The organism is Sphingomonas faeni, from assembly GCF_023195535.1.
Lineage (GTDB): Bacteria > Pseudomonadota > Alphaproteobacteria > Sphingomonadales > Sphingomonadaceae > Sphingomonas > Sphingomonas faeni_B.
This window is the reverse complement of the sequence record NZ_JALPNF010000001.1, coordinates 735779-752127: the sequence shown is the minus strand read 5'-3', so window position 1 is coordinate 752127 and position 16349 is coordinate 735779. Positions and strand designations below refer to the sequence as shown.

Annotated in this window: 13 protein-coding genes; 8 read left to right on the top strand and 5 right to left on the bottom strand. The window is 66.9% G+C overall.

Translation table 11 applies throughout. The annotated features are described in order from the left end of the window. The 4 genes from SPHN_RS02970 to SPHN_RS02955 all read left to right on the top strand — a co-directional run bounded on the left by SPHN_RS02970 (position 1) and on the right by SPHN_RS02955 (position 3506). The gene (locus tag SPHN_RS02970) at positions 1-732 is read left to right on the top strand and encodes a biotin--[acetyl-CoA-carboxylase] ligase (protein ID WP_248521474.1); all 732 of its coding nucleotides are present in this window, start codon (positions 1-3) and stop codon (positions 730-732) included. A 10-nt stretch (positions 733-742) separates the two neighbouring features. After that, positions 743-1519: a type III pantothenate kinase gene (locus SPHN_RS02965; protein WP_248520997.1), complete on the top strand. Its 777-nt coding sequence runs from the start codon at positions 743-745 to the stop codon at positions 1517-1519. A 63-nt stretch (positions 1520-1582) separates the two neighbouring features. Then, complete coding sequence (locus SPHN_RS02960) at positions 1583-3220, top strand: ribonuclease J (protein WP_248520995.1); 1638 nt, start codon at positions 1583-1585, stop codon at positions 3218-3220. A gap of 4 nt (positions 3221-3224) precedes the next feature. Beyond that, the gene (locus SPHN_RS02955) at positions 3225-3506 is read left to right on the top strand and encodes a DUF1467 family protein (RefSeq protein WP_248520993.1); all 282 of its coding nucleotides are present in this window, start codon (positions 3225-3227) and stop codon (positions 3504-3506) included. Positions 3507-3656: 150 nt separating this feature from the next. Here the strand turns inward: SPHN_RS02955 and SPHN_RS02950 are convergent, their stop codons facing one another. Beyond that, positions 3657-4436, bottom strand: coding sequence for an SDR family oxidoreductase (locus SPHN_RS02950; protein WP_248520991.1), 780 nt, complete (start codon positions 4434-4436; stop codon positions 3657-3659). Between the two features lie 96 nt (positions 4437-4532). Then, positions 4533-6818 carry a hypothetical protein gene (locus tag SPHN_RS02945; RefSeq protein WP_248520989.1) on the bottom strand — a complete coding sequence of 762 codons (2286 nt, stop codon included), beginning with the start codon at positions 6816-6818 and terminating at the stop codon, positions 4533-4535. 289 nt (positions 6819-7107) lie between these two features. Between SPHN_RS02945 and SPHN_RS02940 the strand changes: the two genes are divergently transcribed. The 3 genes from SPHN_RS02940 to SPHN_RS02930 are packed head-to-tail and all read left to right on the top strand — an operon-like array spanning position 7108 to position 10795. Further along, entirely contained in the window at positions 7108-8289 is a 1182-nt protein-coding gene (locus SPHN_RS02940) for a hypothetical protein (protein WP_248520987.1), read from the top strand. A gap of 35 nt (positions 8290-8324) precedes the next feature. Next, complete coding sequence (locus tag SPHN_RS02935; protein WP_248520985.1) at positions 8325-9419, top strand: DUF2336 domain-containing protein; 1095 nt, start codon at positions 8325-8327, stop codon at positions 9417-9419. Then, positions 9416-10795, top strand: coding sequence for a sensor histidine kinase (locus tag SPHN_RS02930; RefSeq protein ID WP_248520983.1), 1380 nt, complete (start codon positions 9416-9418; stop codon positions 10793-10795). The genes SPHN_RS02935 and SPHN_RS02930 overlap by 4 nt, the downstream gene beginning before the upstream one ends. On the opposite strand, the gene SPHN_RS02925 is transcribed toward SPHN_RS02930, so the two are convergent. From SPHN_RS02925 to gltX, 3 genes are read right to left on the bottom strand one after another with little or no spacing between them, the layout of a single operon-like run. Further along, positions 10769-10972, bottom strand: coding sequence for a hypothetical protein (locus tag SPHN_RS02925; protein ID WP_056482223.1), 204 nt, complete (start codon positions 10970-10972; stop codon positions 10769-10771). The genes SPHN_RS02930 and SPHN_RS02925 overlap by 27 nt on opposite strands. Next, on the bottom strand, positions 10972-12255 hold the full coding sequence (locus SPHN_RS02920; RefSeq protein WP_248520981.1) for a citrate synthase: 1284 nt from the start codon (positions 12253-12255) through the stop codon (positions 10972-10974). The genes SPHN_RS02925 and SPHN_RS02920 overlap by 1 nt, the downstream gene beginning before the upstream one ends. A gap of 25 nt (positions 12256-12280) precedes the next feature. Beyond that, positions 12281-13711 carry a glutamate--tRNA ligase gene (gltX, locus tag SPHN_RS02915; RefSeq protein ID WP_248520980.1) on the bottom strand — a complete coding sequence of 477 codons (1431 nt, stop codon included), beginning with the start codon at positions 13709-13711 and terminating at the stop codon, positions 12281-12283. A 90-nt stretch (positions 13712-13801) separates the two neighbouring features. Between gltX and SPHN_RS02910 the strand changes: the two genes are divergently transcribed. Then, positions 13802-16087, top strand: coding sequence for a ComEC/Rec2 family competence protein (locus SPHN_RS02910; RefSeq protein ID WP_248521472.1), 2286 nt, complete (start codon positions 13802-13804; stop codon positions 16085-16087). Positions 16088-16349: the final 262 nt, after the last annotated feature.

Sequence of the window (16349 nt, the reverse complement as noted above, 5' to 3'; positions counted from 1 at the left end):
ATCATCCGCACCGTCGCGGAAACAGGATCGACCAACGCCGACCTGCTGGAGCTTGCACGCGGCGGTGCCGAGGACGGTCTCTGGTTGCGCGCGATCCGGCAGACGGCGGGGCGGGGGCGGCTCGGGCGCGAATGGTCGTCGCCCGAAGGCAACCTCTACGCCAGCACGCTCGTCCGGTTGCGACCGAACGATCCGCCGGCCGCCAGCCTCGCATTGGTCGCTGCGGTCGCTTTGCAGGAAACCGTGTCGACGTTCCTCGTCGCCGGGATCTGCCAGGGTACGACCGACGCGAGCGAGACGCTGGTCCTGAAATGGCCGAACGACCTGCTGCTGGCGGATGCCAAGCTGTCGGGAATCCTGCTCGAACGCGCTGATAACGCGGTGATCGTCGGCTACGGCGTCAACATCGCGCATCACCCTGATTTGCCGGACCGTGTGACGACCGACCTTGCCGCGCACGGCGTGGTCGTCGATCCGGCGATGTTCCTCGATATCCTCGCCGACAGTTTCGCGCGTTGGATCGGCCGCTGGCGCACCGAAGGCGTCGCCCCCGTCCGCGAGCGCTGGGTCGATTGTGCGCACCCGGCGGGCACCGCGCTGACCGCCCGCCTTCCCGACGGCAGCGGGATCGACGGCCTGTTCGTCGGGCTCGACATCGACGGTGCGCTGATCCTCCGCTTGGCGTCTGGCGAGCGGCGTGTCATTCACGCTGCCGACGTCTTCCTGCTTTGAGGCCCCGCTGATGCTGCTCGCGATCGATGCCGGCAATACCAATGTCGTGTTCGCACTCGTGGAGAGCGGCGAGATCGTCGCGCGCTGGCGGATCGCGACCGATCCGCGGCGGACGGCGGACGAGTATGCGGTGTGGCTGAGCCAACTCATGCAGCTCGGCGGGCATGATCGTACCGCGGTGAAGGGCGTGATCGTCGCCACCGTCGTGCCGCGTGCGCTCCACAATCTCCAGGTGCTCGCGTCGAAATACTTCAACACCGAAGCACTGATCGCCGGTCATGCGCCGGTCGAATGGGGCATCGCGATCGACGTCGACGAGCCGGCCTCGCTCGGCGCCGACCGTGCGGTCAACACGATCGCCGCGCACGCACTGCATCCGGGCGATCTGATCGTGATCGATTTCGGCACCGCGACCACGTTCGACGTCGTCGACTATAGCGGCGCGTACAAGGGCGGGATCATCGCGCCCGGCATCAACCTGTCGCTCGACGCGCTGGTGACCGCCGCCGCGAAACTCCCGCGGATCGCGATCGAGGCGCCGACCGACATCAGCGTGATCGGGCTCAACACCGTCTCGCAGATGCACATCGGCATCTATTGGGGCTATGTCGCGATGATCGAGGGGCTGGTCGCGCGAATGAAGCGCGAGATCGGCCGTCCCGTGAAGGTCGTCGCGACCGGCGGGCTTGCCACTTTATTCGAGAAACAGACCGACGTGTTCGACGTCATCGAAGCCGACCTGACGATCCAGGGGCTGGCGATGATGTGGGATCGTCACCATATCTAGGGCCATTGGGCTCGCGCCGACCGGCCTGCGGGCCATATTCCTGTATAATCCTGAAAGTAATCAATGACTCCGAAGAACGAACTCCTTTTCTGTGGCCTTGGCGGCTCCGGCGAAATCGGCATGAACGTCAACCTGTATGGCTGTCAGGGCAAGTGGGTGATGGTCGATCTCGGCATCACCTTCGCCGATCCGCAATATCCCGGCGTCGACGTGATCTTGCCCGACCTGTCCTTCATCGAGGACCGGATCGACGACCTGCTCGGTATCGTCATCACGCACGGCCATGAGGATCACATCGGCTCGTTGCCGTATCTCGCCGAAGACCTCGGCGTGCCGATCTACGCGACGCCGTTCACGATGGGCCTGATCCGCGGCAAGCTCGAGGAAGAGGGCATCGCCAATCGCGTGAAGCTCAAGATGATTCCGATGGGCGGCAATTTCCAGCTCGGACCGTTCGGCTTCACCTTCGTTGAGATGTCGCATTCGATCCCGGAAGCCAACGCGCTGCTGATCGACACGCCCTATGGCCGCGTGTTCCACACCGGCGACTGGAAGCTCGATGCGAACCCGGTGATCGGCAACCCGACCAAGCCCGAGGGCTTCATGGCGATCGGCGACAAGGGCGTCGACGTCCTCGTCTGCGATTCGACCAACATCTTCAACACGACCGCGTCGGGTAGCGAGAGCACCGTGCGAAAAGGTCTGTTCGAGGAGGTCAGCAAGGCCAAGGGCCGCGTGATGATTACGAGCTTTGCATCGAACGCCGCGCGGCTGCACACGTTCGGTGAAGTCGCGAAGGAAACCGGGCGCAAGCTGTGCGTGACCGGGCGCTCGCTCGACCGGATCATCAAGGTCGCGCGCGCGACGGGCTATCTGAAGGACTTCCCCGACACGATCAGCCCCGACGAAGCGATGCGCCTGCCCAAGAACAAGGTGCTGGTCATCGCCACCGGTGGCCAGGGCGAGGAGCGCGCGGCGCTCGCCCGCGTCGCCAATGGCCAGCACACGATCACGCTCGACGCCGACGACACGGTGATCTTCTCGTCGAAGCAGATCCCGGGCAACGAAGTCCAGATCGGGCGTATCCAGAACACGCTGGCGGCCAAGGGCATCCGCATGATCACCGAGCGGCAGGCGCACGTCCATGTGTCGGGCCATCCGGGTCAGCCGGAACTCGCGCAGATGTACGACTGGCTTCGGCCCGACGTACTCGTGCCGACGCACGGCGAGATGCGCCACATGATGGAGCATGCGCGCTTCGGGCTCGAGCAGGGCATTCCGCGCGCGATCGTGCAGAGCAATGGCGACATCATCCGTTTGGCGCCCAAGGGCCCGGCGAAGATCGGCAATGCGACGGTCGGGCGTCTGGTGCTCGACGGCGACGTGATCCTGCCGGCGGACGGCGCGACGCTGAGCGAGCGGCGCAAGCTGGCGATCAACGGCCAGATTTCGGTCGGTGTTGCGCTCGGCAAGGACGGCCGGATGGTCGGCCAGCCGCAGGTTCGGGTGCAGGGTGTGCCGGTCGAGGAAGACCGTGCGGCGTTCATCGCCGACGCGGTCCAGGCGGCGGCCGACACGGTGCGCGGCGGCAAGCGCGAGAGCGAGAAGATGCGCGAGCAGATTCGTCTTGCGGTACGCAAGGTCGCCAAGCGCTGGACCGGCAAGCAGCCGATCGTCGACGTCCTGCTGATCGAGGGCTGAGCCGATGCGCTGGACCTCGGCACTCGCGATCTACGTCCTGTTCTGGGCGTTCTCGGTGTTTCTGGTCCTGCCATTCGGGGTGAAGACGACGCGCGAGGTCGGGGGCGAGCACGTCCCCGGCCAGGCCGAGAGCGCGCCGCATGAGTTTCGCTCGGGGCGGACTGCGTGGCGGGTGACGGTGGTGGCGACGGTGTTGTTCGTGTTGTTCCAGCTGAACTATCACTATGGTTGGATCTCGCCGCAGAGCGTCGACCTGTTCGACCGCGGCAATATGGTCACACGCTGAGAGAACCCTCACGATCCTCCCCCGCCAGGGGGAGGTGGCACCGAAGGTGACGGAGGGGGAGGACACGGAACAGAGGTTTCCCTTACCTCCCCCTCCGTCTGGCAAGTGCCAGCCACCTCCCCCTGACGGGGGAGGATCGTGAGGTTGCCGTCACCCTGGCGACGCGGCCGACCCGGCCAGCAAGCCGCCGTCGATATTGATCTCCGTCCCCGTGATATACGTCGCCTCGTCCGACGCCAGCATCACCGCGACCGCAGCGACCTCGTCGGGCATCCCGAACCGCTGCAACGGTGTATCCGCCACCAACGCCGCCATCCGCGCTTCCCGGTCCGGACCATCCCCGAGCATCGGCTCCCAGATCGGCGTCAGGATCGCCGCCGGATGCACCGAGTTGCAGCGGATCTTCCACCCCTGCTGCGCGCAATACAGCGCCACGGTCTTGCTGTGATTGCGGATCGCGGCCTTCGACGACGCATAGGCCGCGGCGAGGGGAATCCCGACCAGCCCCGATCGCGACGAAATGTTGATGATCGACCCGGTGCCCGCCGCCCTCATCGCGCCGATCGCATAGCGGCAGCCGAGGAACGTGCCGTCGAGATTGACCGCATGGACCGCGCGCCAGTCCGCCAAGCTCGCATGTTCGGGATCATGCGCGACCATGCCGTGCTCGAACCCCGTCACGCCGGCATTGTTGACGACCACGTCGGCGACCGGGACGATCTCCGACAGTCGTTGCCAGTCCGCCTCTTCGCCGACGTCCAGCTTTTCGAACCGGCAGCCGATCGCCGCCGCAGTCTCGGCGCCAATGGTTTCGTCGATATCGGTGAGGATGACGCTGGCACCCTCGTCATGGAAGCGCTCGGCGATCGCGCGGCCGATGCCCCGCGCTGCGCCGGTGACGACGCACGTCTTTGTATTCAGTCTTGGCATGCAAGCCTCGAATTTTGAGTCCGGTCGGCGGATTGCTCCGCTGGCGATGCCCGCGTCAGCGGTGCCGCTGGATCATTTCGAAGATTCCCGTTCAGTTCAGCGCAGGCGCTCGATCGCCTGCGCCAGCGCGACATACAGCTTGCCCATGTCCGACGACAGCAACGTCACCCCGAGCGGCGACCCGTCGCGCTGCGTGAGGATCGCGCGGAGCATTGCCTCGAAATCGTGGATGTAGCGGTTCACCATCTCGCGGAACGCTTCGTCGTCGTCGTAGAGACCGGCGATCTCGCGGACTTCGCTCGCATCGAGAATGCGGACGGCGCGGCGGGTAAAGACCCCGCGGTCGCCCTTCAAATACGCGCCCCAGGCGCTGTCGGAGATTTCCGGCGCGATCGCCTTGGTGATGTCGATTGACGCGGAGTTGAGCGATTCGATTAGCAACGACACGCGGCGCGCGAAGGTGTCGTTGTCCGCGTCCTCGCGCTCGGTCCGTGCCTCTTCGATGCGCGTTTCGACGATCGCGGTCTGGTCGACGATCGCCTGGACTTCGCGAGCCAGCCGCTCGGTTGCGCCAGTCGCTGCGTCGACGGCCGCGTCGGTCGCGTCGGTAAGTGCCTTGACCTGCCGCTCCACCGTATCGTTGGTCGCGCGCCGCATCGCATCGGCGCTGGCGGCGCCCAGCGCGGCTGCGGCTTCGGGAATGACCTTCGACAGTGTCTCGCGCGCCTTGTCGGCCGCGACCGCGGCGGTTTCGCGGACGCGGTGGAGCGCTTCGATCAACTGCGGCGCGGCGTCTTCCGCGAAATGTTGAGTCCGGCCGATCGCCTCGTCGACCATCTGCCCCAAGGCATCGGCCTTAGCGCGACCGGTGTTGAGCGTGTTGAGCAGGTCGGTCGAGAGCGTGTCGAGCACCTGGCGCTGTTCGCCGATGACGCCCGCGATCGCCTCGATCGCGTCGTGCGTGCTCTCCGCCGCGGTGACGAGCGCGAGCAGTTCGGGCCGCGCCGAGACGACGATGCTCTTGCTGGCGAGGACATGCGAATCGAGCCGGCCAAGCGCTTCGGGCATCGTCTCGTCGATCTCGCGCGCGGCTGCGTCGAGCGCGACCAGCAGCGTCTCGGTCGTCGTGATGGTCCGGTGCGCCATCTCGTCGCCGGTGCGCAACGCTTCGGTCATCGCGTCGGCGGAGCCGCCCAGCGCGCTGATCGAGGCGGCGAGGCCCTGGGTGCGCTCGGTGCCGTGGCGGTGGAGCGCCTCGATCCGCGTCTCGACTTCGCCGAGCCCGGTGTGGAGGTCGTCGACGATCCGCTCGCCGGCGTTGCGTTGCAGGTCGAGGCGGATGGCGACCCGCTCGATCGCGTCCTCGACGGTGGCGATGCGGCGGGCGAGCGCTTCGGCGCTGTCGCGGGCGGCGCTGTCGAGCGCGGCCTGGTTCGCGCCGACCATCGCCAGCATCGCGTCGCCCTGCGCGGCAATGCTCTTGCGGGCTTCGTCGACCGCATCGGCAGTGCGATTGAGCAGCGCATCGACCGCGCCGGACATCCCGTCGGTGACCGATTCGAGGTGCGCGCCCGCGGTCTGGCTGGTCGCCTCCATGCGGACGATGTGCGCGGCAAGGCGTTGCGCCGCGCCGCTCGCCATAGTGTCGGCATCGCGGCCGCGCTCGGCGAGCGCGACGATCTGCGCGTCGAGCGCAGCGGCATGCTCGCTCGCGGACAGCCCGGTGCGTTCGAGCCGCTTGGCGACGTCGTCGATATCCGCCTGCGCGCGGGGGAGGGTGGCGATCAGCACGCCGAGGCTGGTCTGCGCGCCCGCAGTCGAGGTGGCGAGGTTGCGCGCGTGCGCGGCGGCCTGGTCGATCTCGGACACCATGCCGCGGCCGATCGCGGCGAGCTGTTCGGTCGCGCCGCCACCCATCGCCATCAGCGCGTCGAGCTGCTGGGCGAGTTGGACGCGGTTGGCGTCGATCGTGTTCGACAAAGCGGCGACGGTGCGTTCCAGGCTCGCGGCCTCGTCGCGCATCGCCTGTGCGGTGATACCGAAACGGCGGGCCTCGGTACGGCTGGTACGCATCGCGAGCAGCCAGACGATGCCGACGAGCGCGGGGACGATGCAGAGAGCGGCGATGAACTGGACGAGAGCGACCGGCTCGATCGTGCCGAGCGAGCCGCGTGCAAGCCAGAGCATGCCAGCGAGCCAGACGACCACGACAGCCACGGCGATACCCGCGTAAAGAGGTCCGCGTTCTTGCGCAGGCTCTTGATAAACCTCGTCGAAACTATGTTCGGTGACGGCTTCGGACATATTTTCTATCACCGGATCCATCACGATATCCGCGCGAATGGGATGGGCATTGCCTGCCGACGCGCGAAACCCGATCATTGACGAACCCCCGTTCATGAACATCGGAAGTATCATGGATTGCCGCCCGACAAAACGGATGATGCGACGGTTCGGCGAACATCCGTCCGGTAAGCGGGGCGACACGGCGTATGATCGTGGCGGCATCGGCAAGAGCGGTTGTCGTATTTGCGATAATGGATGCGATGCGGAGGGTTTCGTAACCTCGGCCGGGTGTTTCTCGCCCGTAACGGCGAACCGAACCACGATGCAGGGCGGTTCGGCCGAACGCGGGCTTTGCAGGACGGCGTGTACCGCCTAACAGCCTGCGATGCTTGCCGGTCTATTATTTGCAATACACGACGCCGACGATCGTCCCGATCGTCTGGCCGCGACCCTGCCGTTCAGTGGCGTCACGCTTATCGAATACCAGGCGCGGTTGCTGATCGCAGCCGGCGTGTCGCAGGTGATCGTCGTCGTCGCGCGGATGACGCCCGAACTGCTCGGCGCGATCAACCGCATCGGACGGCGCGGCGTGAGCGTCGATACGGTGCGCTCCGCGACCGAGGCGGTCGAGAAACTCCACCCCCTCGCGCGCATATTGATGCTCGGCGACGGGCTCGTCACCACCGAGGCGATCGTCAAGGCGATGGCCGGCGAGGAGGGCGATTGCCTGCTCGTCGTCCCCGAAGGCGATGCGGGTCCCGGCTTCGAACGCGTCGGTGGGCAGATGGCGTGGGCCGGTGTCGCGCGGCTGAGCTCGAGCCGGATCGCCGAGGTGGCGGCGCTGCCCCAGGATTACGATCTCCAGTCGTCGCTGCTGCGATTGGCCGTTCAGTCTCGCGCGATCCATGTCCTGCTCCCCACGGACGCGGTGCGTGGCGGGCACGGGATCGAGCGTCAGGCGCGGACGCTGGAGGAGCGCGGGCGCGCGGTGCTGATGACGATCGTGTCGGGACGCCGCGGCTGGTTCGACCGCTTCGTACTCGCGCCGATCGCGCGGCTGGCGTTGCCGCTGCTCGTCGATCGCGGCGCGGCGGGGACGAGCGTCGGTGCGGCCGGGCTGGCGCTCGGCATCGCCGGCCTGGTGACGATCGGCTTCGGCTTCTCGTCGATCGGGCTGGTGGTGGCGTTGGTTGGCAGCATCGCGCTGGCGCTCGGCTCGGTGTTGAGCGGCCTTCGCGATGAGGCACCGATGGCGCGCTGGCAGACGCTCGCGATCGCCGGCGTCGTCGCGGCGGCGATCCTGGTCTTCGCGTTCTTCGTCAGCGGGTATGCGGGCGACAATACCGCGCGGGCGATCGGCACCGCGACGGTCGCGATCGGTGGACTGGCCGAGCGCGCCATCCTCGAGCGCGAGCGCCGGCTGTGGTGGGGCAGCCCGGCGGCCTATCTGCTGGTCGTCGCAGTGTTCGCGCTGATCGGAGTCCCGGTGTTCGGGCTGGGCATGACGGCGGTCTATGCGACCGCTACGCTGGCGGCGGCAATCGAGCGATTGCGTCGTGCGCCTTAGGCGTACCTTAACGACCGGAGGCTAAGCACGGGATCATGTCGGTCGGCCCAACGATGCAAGACGCTATGCCGTCCTATGATCCAGTGCAGCGAGCCGAGGCTGCGCGCCTGCGGGCCGAGACGCGGCTGGCCGGGACGATCACCGACTTTTTCCTCGATGCGGAAGCACGGATCGACGATCGCACGCGGCTGATGCTGGCACAGGTGCTCGGCGCGATCGTCGGGGCGATCGAATGGGATATCCGGCGACATGCGGCGCGGTTGCTGGCCGGTGCCGGCGCGACGGAGGCAGGCGAGGCGATCCTGAAGGCAGGCGCGGGCACCGTCCTGCAACGGCTGACACGCGCGGGCCTGCTGCATGACGAAGACCTGATGGACGAACTGATCGCCCGCGTCCGCCACGATCTGATCGCGGCGTCGCTGCCGGTCGAGGTGGCGGAACCCGACGAGGCGAGCCTGCTCGTACGTTTGGCCGGTGTGCCCGACAGCGTCGTGGCGTCGGCGGCATCGGCATTGCTCGCGGCGGAAAGTCGGCGGCGGGTGGCGAACGAGCAGGGTGCGGTCGGAGGCAGCGAACTGCCCGCGGAGCAGCACCACCGACTGGTCTGGTGGGTGGCCGCGGCGATCCGCGACGGCTTGACGTCGCCGACCCGCGAGACCGACCGCGCGATCACCGATGCGGCACAGCGCAGTCTGGCGGCACATGACGAGGGCGAGCGGCCCGATGCGGTGGCGACACGGCTGGCGGCGGCGCTCGATGCGCGGCCCAATGAGTTGCCGGCGGTGCTGGTCGAATCGATCGGCGACCGGCGGCTTTCCCTGTTTGTCGCGGTGCTGGCGCATGCGCTGGGCATCGCGTTCGATCAGGCGCGGGCGATCACGCTCGATCCCGAGGGCGATCGGCTTTGGCTTGCGTTGCGTGCGCTCGACATGGATCGGCCGACGATCGCCCGAATCGGCCTCGCGCTGTCGGAGGCGGATCCGCGCCGGGATATCGAAGAGTTCGCGGACGCGCTCGACGCGATCGTCTCGATCGGCGTGGAGGACGCGCGCGCGTCGATCGCGCCGCTGGCGCTCGACCGTGATTTTCGGATGGCGTTGCGCGCGCTGGCGCGTACGGAACGGCGATGAGTCTGTTCGATCCATCGACCGAAAGCCCGATCGCGCACGGCATCGTCGCGCCCGATGGATCGCTGTCGTTCGCGGACCCGGCATTGATCGCGCTCAACCAGCGGGCCGGCGGCATGCGCGGGGCGCCGCTCGCCGTGCCGCAACTCGCGACGATCGTGCGGCTTGCACGGCGACTGGGCATCGTCGTGTCGCGCGGCGTGGTGGTCGCCGACGACGAAGCCGATGTCGATCTCTGGGTGCGCGCGCAACCGGACGGCGAGAATGTGCGCCTGACGGTGAGTGGCTGGCGCGAGATCGCCGCGTGGCGTCCGACCCGACCTGCACCGGGTGCACCGGATGATGTTCTCGGCAGCGAGACCGATTGGCGGTGGGAGACCGACGCGGCGTTGCGGCTGACGTTCGTGACGCTGGATGCCGGGCCGAAGCATGGTTTCGACGCGTTCGCGCTGCTCGGCCAGCCGCTGACGGCGATGTTCGCGCTCGATATCGGAACCGACGGGACGTTGCCGATCCTCGATTCGCTCGCCCGGCGCCGGCCGATGACGGCGCAACCCGCGCGGCTGCGGAGTTCTGGGCGCGCGGTGACGCTGACCGCGACCGTTCGGCACGATGCCTCGGGGGATTTCGCGGGGTTCGTCGGCACGGCGCGGATGGTGGTCGAGGACATCGCACCGCCCGCCGAAACCGCGACGCTCTCGCCGACCTTCACGAGTGGCCTGGACAAGGCGTTGCGCATTCCCCTCGCGCGGATCGTCGCCAATGCCGACAGCATCAATGCGCAGGCCGATGGTCCGGTGCAGGGCGACTATGCCGATTACGCGGCGGATATCGCCAGCGCCGGCCGCCATCTGCTTGAACTGGTCGATGACCTTGTCGATCTACAGGCGGTCGAGCGGCCCGATTTCACACTGCTGCCCGAGCCGATCGATCTCGCCGATGTCGCGCGTCGTGCGGCGGGGCTGTTGTCGGTTCGCGCGGCCAATGCCGATGTCATGATCGCGCGACCGCCGGTCGACATGCGCGTCGCGGCGCTCGGCGATTTCCGGCGCGTGCTGCAGATCCTCGTCAATCTGGTCGGCAACGCGGTGCGCTATTCGCCGCGTGGTGCGCAGGTGATCGTCACCGTGACGCGCACCGAAAGCCACGCGGTCGTCGTGGTCGCGGACAAGGGCAAGGGTGTCGCGCCCGAGGATCAGGTACGGATTTTCGAGAAGTTCGAGCGGGTCGATCCGTCGGAGGCCGGCGGCAACGGGCTTGGCCTGTACATCGCACGGCGGCTGGCGCGGGCGATGCAGGGGGATCTCACGATCGAGAGCGCACCCGGCGAGGGTGCGCGGTTCGTGCTGACGTTACCGGCGGATCCGGCGCGCCACTAATATCAGCGCAAGGCCGAATGCGGCGAGGAATGCGCCGCGATCCGCCCATGGCCGCTGGTCGAGCATGAAGCTCGACTGCGGCCAATGGACGTAACCGAGCCCCTGGCCGATCCAGAGCAGACCCATCAGCGCGCTGAGCACGCCGACGACCATCAGGATCGGCCGGAGCGTTTTCATCAGCGTGACGCCATCGGGACGTAGTCACGTGCGGTCGGGCCGCTGTACAGCTGACGCGGACGGCCGATCTTCTGGTCGGGATCGGTGATCATCTCGTTCCACTGCGCGACCCAGCCGACGGTGCGGGCGAGCGCGAAGAGGACGGTGAACATCGAGGTCGGGAAGCCGATCGCCGACAGGATCACGCCCGAGTAGAAATCGACGTTCGGGAACAGCTTCTTCTCGATGAAGTACGGATCGCTGAGCGCCAGACGCTCGAGCTCGATCGCGACGTCGAACACGGGATCGGTGACGCCCAGTTCGCCGAGCACTTCCTTGACGGTCGTCTGCATGACGGCCGCGCGCGGGTCGTAGTTCTTGTATACGCGGTGACCGAAGCCCATCAGGCGGAACGGATCGTTCTTGTCCTTGGCGCGCGCGATATACTCGGGGATGCGGTCGACCGTGCCGATCTCGTGCAGCATGTTGAGCGCGGCCTCGTTCGCGCCGCCGTGCGCGGGGCCCCACAGGCAGGCGATGCCGGCGGCGATGCATGCGAACGGGTTGGCGCCCGACGAGCCGGCGAGACGAACGGTCGAGGTCGACGCGTTCTGCTCGTGGTCGGCGTGAAGGATGAAGATGCGGTCCATCGCCTTTTCAACGATCGGGTTCACGACATACTTCTCGGCCGGCACGCCGAACGTCATCTTCAGGAAATTGCCGGTGTAGCTCAGCGTGTTGTCCGGATAGACGAACGGCTGGCCGACGCTGTACTTGTACGCCATCGCGGCGATCGTCGGCATCTTGGCGATCAGGCGATGCGACGCGATGACGCGCTGTGCCGGATCGTGGATGTCGGTCGAATCGTGATAGAAGGCCGACAGCGCGCCGACGACGCCGCACAGGATCGCCATCGGATGCGCATCGCGGCGGAAGCCACGGAAGAACTGCGCGAGCTGCTCGTGCACCATCGTGTGGCGGGTGATCGTGTTCGAGAAGTTCGCCAGCTCGTCTTCGCTCGGCAGTTCGCCGTTGAGCAGCAGATAGGCGACTTCCATGAAGTTCGACTTCTCGGCCAGCTCGCCGATCGTGTAGCCGCGGTGCAGCAACGTGCCCGCGTCACCATCGATATAGGTCAGCTTCGACTGGCACGACGCCGTCGAGGTGAAGCCCGGATCATAGGTGAAATTGTCCGTCTGTGCGTACAGCTTGCGGATATCGATGACGTCGGGTCCGACCGTTCCGGACATCACCGGATAATCGAAATCCTTGCCGTCGACCTTGAGGGTTGCGGTCTCGCTCATGCTTGTATCCTTCCTCGAAATCTTATCAGCTAGCCATCCGGTCGGCGATCCGACCGAGGCTCTCGTCGCGCCCGAGCAGGTCGAGCACGTCGAATATTCCCGGCGACGTCTTGCGTCCCGTCAGTGCGGCACGAAGCGGCTGTGCGACCTGCCCGAGTTTGACGCCCCGGGCTTCGGCCACGCGCCGTACCGCACCTTCGAGCGCTTCCGTATCCCACTTGTCGAGCGCGTCAAGTTCAGCATGCGCATTCGCCAAAATCGCACTCGCTTCACCCTGTAAAAGGCTCGCCGCGGCGTCATCCATCGCCAAAGGACGCTGGCTGAACAGGAAATTCGACCCTTCGGCCAGCTCGTTCAGGTTTGCTGCACGTGGCTTCAGGACCGGCATCGCCCGAGTCAGAAGCGCCAATCCGCCGTCCGGCAAACCGTGACCGAGCCGGTCGGCCGCAAGCTGCGCTAGCCGCGCATCGTCGGCCTCGCGGATATAATGGCCGTTGAGATTCTCTAGCTTCTTGAGATCAAAGCGCGAGGGCGACTTGCCGACGCCCGACAGGTCGAACCACTCGACCGCCTGGTCGCGGCTGATGATCTCGTCGTCGCCGTGACCCCAACCGAGCCGGAGCAGGTAATTATCGAACGCCTCGGGCAGGATGCCCATCTCGTCGCGATACGCCTCGATGCCGACCGCGCCGTGACGCTTCGACAGCTTGGCGCCGTCGGGGCCGTGGATCAGCGGGATGTGCGCGTAGATCGGCTCGGGCCAGCCCATCGCGCGGTAGATCGGCAGCTGCCGGAACGCATTGTTGAGATGATCGTCGCCGCGGATGACGTGGGTGACGCCCATGTCGTGATCGTCGACGACGACGGCGAGCATGTAGGTCGGCGTACCGTCCGAGCGGAGCAGGACCAGGTCGTCGATCTCTTCGTTCTTGACCGTGACGGCGCCTTGTACGCGGTCCTCGATCGTGACGGCACCTTCCTGCGGGGCGCGCAGGCGGACGACGTGGGGCAAGTCGGGGGCTTCGCTCGCCGGTCGATCGCGCCACGGGCTGCGGATGCGGAGCGGCTTCTTCGCGGCCTGCGCCTCGGCGCGCATCGCGGCGATTTCGTCGTTGGTCATGTAGCAGCGATAGGCGTGGCCGTTTGCCACCATTTCGTGCGCGACCTGCGCGTGGCGCTCGGCGCCGGCGAACTGCATGACGACGTCGCCGTCCCAGTCGAGCCCGAGCCAGCGCATCCCGTCGATGATCGCGTCGATCGCCGGCTGGGTCGAGCGGACCCGGTCGGTATCCTCGATCCGCAGCAGGAATTTACCCCCGTTTGCTTTCGCGAACAGCCAGTTGAACAGCGCGGTGCGCGCGCCGCCAAGATGCAGGAAGCCCGTCGGCGACGGAGCGAAACGGGTAACCACGGGTGCGGCCGAATTGGCGGTGCCCGTATCAGATATTGCGCCCAACCGCGGGTGCTCCCAGACTGATGAAACAATGGAGAAACGATGGCCATGACAGCCGTCGCCGCCCCTAGCATGCGTCCTTGGCGGCGACAAATGGGCGTGCCGCGATGGGGGGCTGTCGTCGGGCTTGCCGTGAAGGGCGGGGGGCTGGCGGTCGAGCGTTGGCTGGAGGCGGAGCGCGACCAGCTGGTGCTGTGGTTGCCGGTGATGCTGGGCGGCGGGATCGCTTTGTGGTTTGCGTTGCCGGACCCGGCAGCGTGGTGCGTGGCGGTGCTGCTGTTGGTGGCGAGCGGGCTTGCGTGCCTGGCCGTGGGGCAGGGTGGGCGTGCGGCGCGCGCGCTGGCGATCGGGTTGCTGACGGCGGCGCTGGGGCTCGGGTTGATCTGGGCGCGATCGGAATGGGTGGCGCGGCCGGTTCTGGGCGGTCCGACGATCGCGCGTTTCTCGGCGAAGGTCGAGGCGATCGAACCGTTGGCGGCGCGGAAGCTGGTTCGGCTGACGGTATTGCCGGTTGGGAAGGGGGTGGAGACCAACGGGCAGCCAGTCGCCTTGCCGTACCGCGTCCGCGTCAATCTGGCGGAGGCAGATGCGCCGAAGCTGCTGGGGACGGGGGCGGTCATCCAGTTGCGGGCACGGCTGATGCCACCGCCGCTGCCCGCGGTGCCGGGCGCGTACGATTTCGCGCGCGTCGCGTGGTTTGGTGGTATCGGCGCGACGGGGCGCGGTTTCGCACCGGTGGTCGTGACAAGGTCGAGCGAATCGGGTGCCGGCATCCGCGTCGCGCTCTCGCACCATATCGTCTCGCGGCTGGATGGCAGTGCGGGCGGTATCGCCGCCGCCCTTGCGACCGGCGACGTCGGCGCGATCAGCGAGGAGGATTCGGAGGCGATGCGCCGGGCGGGGCTCGCACATCTGTTGTCTGTTAGCGGATTGCACATCACCGCGGCGGTGGCGGCGACGATGCTGATCGTGTTGCGTCTGCTGGCGCTCAGTCCGTGGCTGGCTTTGCACGCGCGACTGCCGTTGATTGCCGCGTTGGCGGGTGCGGCGGCGGCGATCGGCTATACGTTGCTGACTGGAAGCCAGGTGCCGACGATCCGGTCGTGTGTCGCCGCTCTGCTCGTGCTGGCGGCGCTGGCGATGGGACGCGAGGCGATGACTTTGCGGCTCGTCGCAGCCGGCGCCGCGTGCGTGATGCTGGTCCTGCCCGAATCGGCGGCCGGGCCGAGCTTTCAGCTCTCGTTTGCGGCGATCACCGCGATCATGGCGTTGCACGAACATCCGGTGATCCGCGCGTTCTTCGGCCCGCATGACGAGGGGCGCGGGCGTAGACTCGCGCGCGGCGTCGCGTCGCTGCTGCTGACGGGGCTGCTGGTCGAATTCGCGCTGATGCCGATCGCGGTCTATCATTTCCACAAGGCGGGCCTGTACGGCGCGTTCGCCAACATCGTCGCGATCCCGCTGACGACGTTCGTAGTGATGCCGCTGGAGGCGTTGGCGTTGCTACTCGACGCTGGCGGCCTGGGCGCACCGGTCTGGTGGCTGGTGCAGCGGTCGCTCGATGCGCTGCTATGGTTGGCCCATATCGTCGCCGACGCGCCGGGTTCGGTACGATCCTTGCCCGCAATGCCGACGCCAGCATTCGCGCTGATGGTGATCGGCGGTATCTGGATTGCGTTGTGGCGGACGCGGTTGCGCCGACTGGGACTGCTGCCGCTCGCCGCCGGTGCGATCTGGGCGTTGACGACACCTGCACCCGATGTTCTCGTTACCGGTGACGGCCGCCACGTGGCGGTGCGGACGGCGGCGGGACTGGCTATGCTGCGCGACCGGGCCGGCGATTATACGCGCGACATGCTCGCCGAGAATGGCGGGGTGGATGGTGAGCCACTCCTGCTTGCGGACCAGCCCGATGCACGATGCAGCCGCGATCTGTGCGTCACCGATATCGCCGCGCGAGGACGGATGTGGCGGATCCTTGCGACGCGCAGCGCTTATATGGTGCCGATCGGCGAACTTATTTCCGCGTGTCGTAGCGCCGACGTCGTGGTCAGCGAACGCGGTCTGCCTAAACGTTGCGTGCCGCGGTGGCTGAAGCTGGATCGCCGTGTTCTGCGTCGGACAGGCGGGGTCGCGCTGACCTTGGGGACCGGGACGGTCGTCACGATACTGACTGCAGGCGATCGCCATCCCTGGCGCGATCCGCCCGTCCTCAAACGTCCTGCGCATATTTTGAGATCGCGGCACGCTCGGTTTCAAGATGAGACGTCTGGATTTCGGGCCGTCCAAGGCCGCAGGAAGTACGATGTTCACGCAACGGCGCAAAGGCGCGCCGGTGATGGCGATCGGGAGACCATCCCGAACTCCATGAAGGATTGAGCAGCCTCGTCGCCTTGACCGCTTCGAGGTGGAAGTAGGCGTCCCCCAAAACGCAACATCTCCGCGCCCTTGCGCCTTCGCGTGATCCAAATCACCAGCGGACGCGCGCGCTGGCCGGCCGATAAATTTTCACGCGGAGACGCGGAGGCGCGGAGCAGTGTCTTAGACGACGAACCGGACCAGGTTAGAGACTATCCGGCCGTCCCTCCCGCGGTCATTTTAAAGCGCAAGGTTCTACCCAACCGAAAAACCTCCGCGGCTC

What these genes read in the sequence shown, in the direction of transcription:
- SPHN_RS02965 (WP_248520997.1), top strand. Translation starts at nt 743, where the DNA reads ATGCTGCTCGCGATCGATGCCGGCAATACCAATGTCGTGTTCGCACTC.
- SPHN_RS02920 (WP_248520981.1), bottom strand. Translation starts at nt 12,255, where the DNA reads ATGAGCGAGACCGCAACCCTCAAGGTCGACGGCAAGGATTTCGATTAT.
- SPHN_RS02955 (WP_248520993.1), top strand. Translation starts at nt 3,225, where the DNA reads ATGCGCTGGACCTCGGCACTCGCGATCTACGTCCTGTTCTGGGCGTTC.
- SPHN_RS02925 (WP_056482223.1), bottom strand. Translation starts at nt 10,972, where the DNA reads ATGAAAACGCTCCGGCCGATCCTGATGGTCGTCGGCGTGCTCAGCGCG.
- SPHN_RS02950 (WP_248520991.1), bottom strand. Translation starts at nt 4,436, where the DNA reads ATGCCAAGACTGAATACAAAGACGTGCGTCGTCACCGGCGCAGCGCGG.
- SPHN_RS02945 (WP_248520989.1), bottom strand. Translation starts at nt 6,818, where the DNA reads ATGATCGGGTTTCGCGCGTCGGCAGGCAATGCCCATCCCATTCGCGCG.
- SPHN_RS02935 (WP_248520985.1), top strand. Translation starts at nt 8,325, where the DNA reads ATGTCGGTCGGCCCAACGATGCAAGACGCTATGCCGTCCTATGATCCA.
- SPHN_RS02930 (WP_248520983.1), top strand. Translation starts at nt 9,416, where the DNA reads ATGAGTCTGTTCGATCCATCGACCGAAAGCCCGATCGCGCACGGCATC.
- SPHN_RS02960 (WP_248520995.1), top strand. Translation starts at nt 1,583, where the DNA reads ATGACTCCGAAGAACGAACTCCTTTTCTGTGGCCTTGGCGGCTCCGGC.
- SPHN_RS02910 (WP_248521472.1), top strand. Translation starts at nt 13,802, where the DNA reads ATGGGCGTGCCGCGATGGGGGGCTGTCGTCGGGCTTGCCGTGAAGGGC.
- SPHN_RS02940 (WP_248520987.1), top strand. Translation starts at nt 7,108, where the DNA reads ATGCTTGCCGGTCTATTATTTGCAATACACGACGCCGACGATCGTCCC.